This window comes from Accumulibacter sp., from assembly GCF_031732815.1.
In the GTDB taxonomy this organism is placed as follows: Bacteria; Pseudomonadota; Gammaproteobacteria; order Burkholderiales; family Rhodocyclaceae; genus Accumulibacter.
This window is the reverse complement of sequence record NZ_JAVMKF010000165.1, coordinates 1-4,387: the sequence shown is the minus strand read 5'-3', so window position 1 is coordinate 4,387 and position 4,387 is coordinate 1. Positions and strand designations below refer to the sequence as shown.

General features: G+C 68.4%; 4 protein-coding genes. 3 read left to right on the top strand and 1 reads right to left on the bottom strand.

Going from position 1 to position 4,387, the window contains the following annotated elements:
- A partial coding sequence (locus RKP46_RS11015) for a peroxidase family protein (protein ID WP_311106686.1) occupies window positions 1-985 on the bottom strand: 985 nt, incomplete at its 3' end.
- Between the two features lie 291 nt (window positions 986-1,276).
- Between RKP46_RS11015 and RKP46_RS11010 the strand changes: the two genes are divergently transcribed.
- The 3 genes from RKP46_RS11010 to RKP46_RS11000 form a co-directional block, all read left to right on the top strand.
- Window positions 1,277-1,834 carry a YbhB/YbcL family Raf kinase inhibitor-like protein gene (locus RKP46_RS11010; RefSeq protein WP_311106685.1) on the top strand — a complete coding sequence of 186 codons (558 nt, stop codon included), beginning with the start codon at window positions 1,277-1,279 and terminating at the stop codon, window positions 1,832-1,834.
- Window positions 1,835-1,838: 4 nt separating this feature from the next.
- Window positions 1,839-3,983, top strand: coding sequence for a protein-disulfide reductase DsbD domain-containing protein (locus RKP46_RS11005; protein WP_311106684.1), 2,145 nt, complete (start codon window positions 1,839-1,841; stop codon window positions 3,981-3,983).
- A gap of 18 nt (window positions 3,984-4,001) precedes the next feature.
- Window positions 4,002-4,387 (top strand): redoxin domain-containing protein (locus RKP46_RS11000; RefSeq protein ID WP_311106683.1); only part of this gene is annotated, 386 nt, incomplete at its 3' end.

Below are 4,387 nucleotides of genomic sequence, written 5' to 3'. Positions count from 1 at the left end.
AGCCAAACAGCGTCGCGAAGTAGCCGTCGTCCCAGCGAATCGGATTGGCCGTCCAGGCGCCTTCCAGGCCGCTGGTGATTGCGTCTGCTCCCTTGCCGCTGGCGAAACTGCTGCGCCAGCCCAGGCCTTGCTCCTCGATCGGCGCGCCTTCCGGCTCGCGCCCGACGAGCGCGGCGTCGCCGGCACCGTGTGCCTTGCCGAAGGTGTGACCGCCGGCGACGAGCGCGACCGTTTCGTAGTCGTTCATCGCCATCCGGGCAAAGGTTTCCCGGATGTCGCGCGCCGAGGCCAGGGGATCGGGCTGGCCGTTCGGACCTTCGGGATTGACGTAGATCAGGCCCATCTGCACCGCAGCCAGTGGCTTGGCAAGTTGTCGCTCGCCGTGGTGGCGCTCGTCGCCCAGCCAGGTCGCTTCCGGACCCCAGTCGACCTCGTCGGCCGGGTCCCAGATGTCGGCGCGACCGCCGGCGAAGCCGAAAGTCTTGAAGCCCATCGATTCCAGCGCGACATTGCCGGCGAGGACGAGCAGGTCGGCCCAGGAAAGCTTGCGGCCGTACTTCTGCTTGATCGGCCAGAGCAGGCGGCGCGCCTTGTCGAGGTTGCCGTTGTCGGGCCAACTGTTGAGCGGCGCGTAACGCTGTGCGCCGGTACCGGCGCCGCCGCGACCATCGGCGACGCGGTAGGTGCCCGCTGCGTGCCAGGTCATGCGCACGAAGAGCGGTCCGTAGTGGCCGTAGTCGGCCGGCCACCAGTCCTGCGAGTCGGTCATCAGCGCGTGCAGGTCGGCGACCACTGCGTCCAGGTCGAGCGTCCTGAACTCGTCGGCGTAGTTGAACGATTCGCCCAGCGGATTCGCCGTGGCCGATGGCTGGTGCAGCATCGCCACCTTCAGTTGATGCGGCCACCAGGCGGCGTTGGTCGAAGCCGGGGCGACCGTCGTGTTGGCGGCGTCACCCGAGAATGGGCACTTTGAATGGTTTGACATGGTTCTCTCCTCTGGCTGTGCGAAATGGGCTATCCGCGAGCGTCCGGGTTCTGCTTGCCCGCAGTTGCTCGGCGTAGCTCGCCGAACAGGATTGGCCGGAGCGTGAGTCGCATTCACTCCGGACGAACTCAGTCTAGGATTGCAAGAAGGATAGGTCCAATCAATTATCAGCATAATAAGTATAGCGAATGGCTATGAACGCTCGTACCTGCACGCGCCGCCCCGGTGCTTCGGCTACAATTTCCGGCCGAAGGCTCTTCCCCTTTCCTGCTTTTCCTGTGGAGCGAACCGATGAAGCACATTTCTCTTGGTCTGACGCTGGCCCTCGCCGCGCTCGGCGTGCAGGCCGGCGATTTCACCCTCGTCTCGCCGCAAATCAAGCCGCAAGGCATGATCAACGCGCAGCAGGTCTATAACGGTTTTGGCTGCACTGGCGAGAATGTTTCGCCAGCGCTCGAGTGGAAGAATCCGCCGCCGGGCACCAAGAGCTTCGCCGTGCTGGTGCACGACCCGGACGCGCCGACTGGCGGCAGCGGCTGGTGGCATTGGCTGGTGATCAATCTGCCGGCCGGCGCCAGCGGGCTACCGCTGGCCGCCGGCAAGGCCGACGGAAGCGCCCTGCCGGCGGGCGCCGTGCAGATCAACACCGACTTTGGCGGGCCGGGCTGGGGCGGCCCGTGTCCGCCGGTCGGCGACAAGGCGCACCGTTATCACTTCACCGTGTACGCGATGAAGCTCGAAAAGCTCGAGCTTCCGGCCGGTGCAAGCGCTGCGCTCGCCGGCTTCATGGTCAATGCGAACAGCCTCGGCAAGGCGACGCTCACCGGCCTCTACGCGCGCAGCAAGTAGCCGCGTGCAGCCGATCGCGCGACGTCGGCCGCCGGCGCTCGTCGCATTTCTTGCCGGGTTGTTCGCGCTTGTCTGGCTGGCCTGCTCGCCGGCCTGGTCAGGCGCGCCAACCGAGGGCGCGGCGAGCGTGTCGACGGCGCACGCCAAAGTGACGCTGCTCGCCGATCCGCCGCAGGCCACGTCCGGACAGACGCTGTGGCTGGGGCTGCACTTCGAGCTGATTGCGCATTGGCACGTCTATTGGCGCAATCCCGGCGCTTCCGGCGCTGCTCCGCTGCTGCGCTGGACGCTGCCCGTCGGCTGGACGGCCGGCGAAGTGCACTGGCCGGTGCCGCAGCGTCTGCCGGTCGGACCCTTGACCAATTACGGCTACGAAAAGGCGGTGACGCTGCTCGTCCCGCTGCGCATACCCGAGACTGCGCTGCCGGCCGGCGCACAGCGCATCGTGCTCGACGCCGAATGGTTGGTCTGCCGCGTCGAATGCATTCCCGAGTCAGCTCGCCTGACCCTCGTACTGCCGAGTGCACACGCCGCCGGCGCGGTGCGCGGCGACCCGACGACGCAGGAGCTGTTCGCTGCCGCGCGCGCGCAATGGCCGGCAGACGGCCCGACAGGCGGGCGCTATCGGGTCTCCGACGACGCGCGCACGCTGACGCTGGAAGTGCCGGGTCTGGCTGTCGATGAACGCGCCGCCGTCTGGTTTGCCGCCTACGACTGGGGCCCGGTCGACCCGAGCGGCGCGCAGCACCGGCAAACGGCCGGTGACGGCGTTGCCTTGCGCGTCGTCGTCGGCGATCTGCCGCCGAGCGGGAACGCCCCGCTCGACGGCCTGCTGGTGGTCGAGACGCCGGAGCGCGCTGGCTCCGCCCGGCGGGCGCATGCGCTGCGCCTGCACGCCGCGCCGGCGCTGGTCGCGGACGGCCCGGCAGCGACCGCGACCAGCGAATCGCCCGCTTTGCTGCTTGCCCTCGGCCTCGCTTTTCTCGGCGGTTTGCTGCTCAACGTGATGCCCTGCGTGCTACCGGTGCTGGCCATCAAGCTGCTTGGCTTCGTCCGCGAAGCCGGCGCGAACGCTCGCCGGCGGCTTGCCCACGGCCTGAGCTACGCGGGCGGCGTCGTGCTCAGTTTCCTGGTTCTGGCGAGCGCCCTGCTGCTCCTGCGCGCCGGCGGCGCGGCCCTCGGCTGGGGCTTCCAGCTCCAGTCGCCGCTGCTGGTCGTGCTGCTCGCTTACCTGATGCTGCTCGTCGGCCTCAACCTGTCCGGGGTATTTACGCTGGGCGCCGGGCTGATCGGCGCGGGCCAGGCGCTGGGCGGCGGCAGCGGCCTGTTCAGCACTTTCGTCACCGGCGTTCTCGCCGTCGTCGTGGCCAGCCCGTGCACGGCGCCGTTCATGGGGACAGCGCTGGGCTTCGCGCTCACCCGCCCGGCCGGTGAGGCGCTCGCCGTTTTCGCCGCGCTGGCGGCCGGCTTCGCACTGCCCATGCTCTTGCTCAGCGTCTCGCCGGCATTCGCGCGCTGGCTGCCCAGGCCGGGGCCGTGGATGAAACGCCTGCAGCAGGCGCTCGCCTTTCCACTCTACGGTACCGCCGCCTGGCTGCTCTGGGTGCTCAGCCAGCAGACCGGGGCAAGCGCTTTCGGCGCCGCGCTGGCCGGCCTCGTCACGCTCGCCATGGCTGCCTGGTGTTACGGGCAATGGCAGCCGCGCGCCTGGCGTGGCGCGTTGTTCGCCGTCGCTGTCGGTGCGCTCATCGTGCTCCTCCTGCGTCCGCTGATCGCGCCGGAGATCAAGGTCCCGACCAGCGCCGAGACGCAGCGGCTGGCCTGGTCGGAAGAGCGAGTGCGCGAACTTGCCGCGGCCGGACACCCGGTCTTCGTCAATTTCACGGCTGCCTGGTGCATCACCTGCCAGGTCAACGAACGCGTCGCGCTGGCGACCGAAAATACTCGGCGGCGTTTCGCCGAGCGCGGCGTCGTCTACCTGGTCGCCGACTGGACGCGGCGCGATCCGGCGATCGCGCGTCAGCTCGAGCACCACGGCAGGAGCGGCGTTCCGCTCTACCTGTTGTACACGCCGGGGCGCGCGACGCCGCTCGTCCTGCCCCAGTTGCTGAGCGAAGACCTCATCGCTGAAGTGTTGCAATCCCTTTGATCCTCTTGGAGAAAGACCATGCTGCTCACTTGTTTGCGCTTCCTGAGACATCGCTTCCTGCCTTGCCTGCCAATTGTTTTCGCGCTGCACCTGGGTAGCGCACTGGCGGCGCCGCGCGTCGGCGAGCCGGCACCCGAGTTCACCGGCGTCGACAGCCAAGGCAAGACGCATCGCCTGGCCGAATACCGCGGCAAGACAGTAGTCCTCGAATGGACCAACCACGATTGCCCCTACGTCCGCAAGCACTACGGCGCGGGCAACATGCAGGAGCAGCAGCGGGAAGCCGCAGCGCAGAAAGTCATCTGGCTGTCGGTCATCTCGTCGGCTTCCGGTCAGCAGGGACACGTCAGCCCGGCCGAGGCGAACGAACTCACTCGCACACGCCAGGCGGCGCCGCACGCCGT

What these genes read in the sequence shown, in the direction of transcription:
- RKP46_RS11010 (WP_311106685.1), top strand. Translation starts at nt 1,277, where the DNA reads ATGAAGCACATTTCTCTTGGTCTGACGCTGGCCCTCGCCGCGCTCGGC.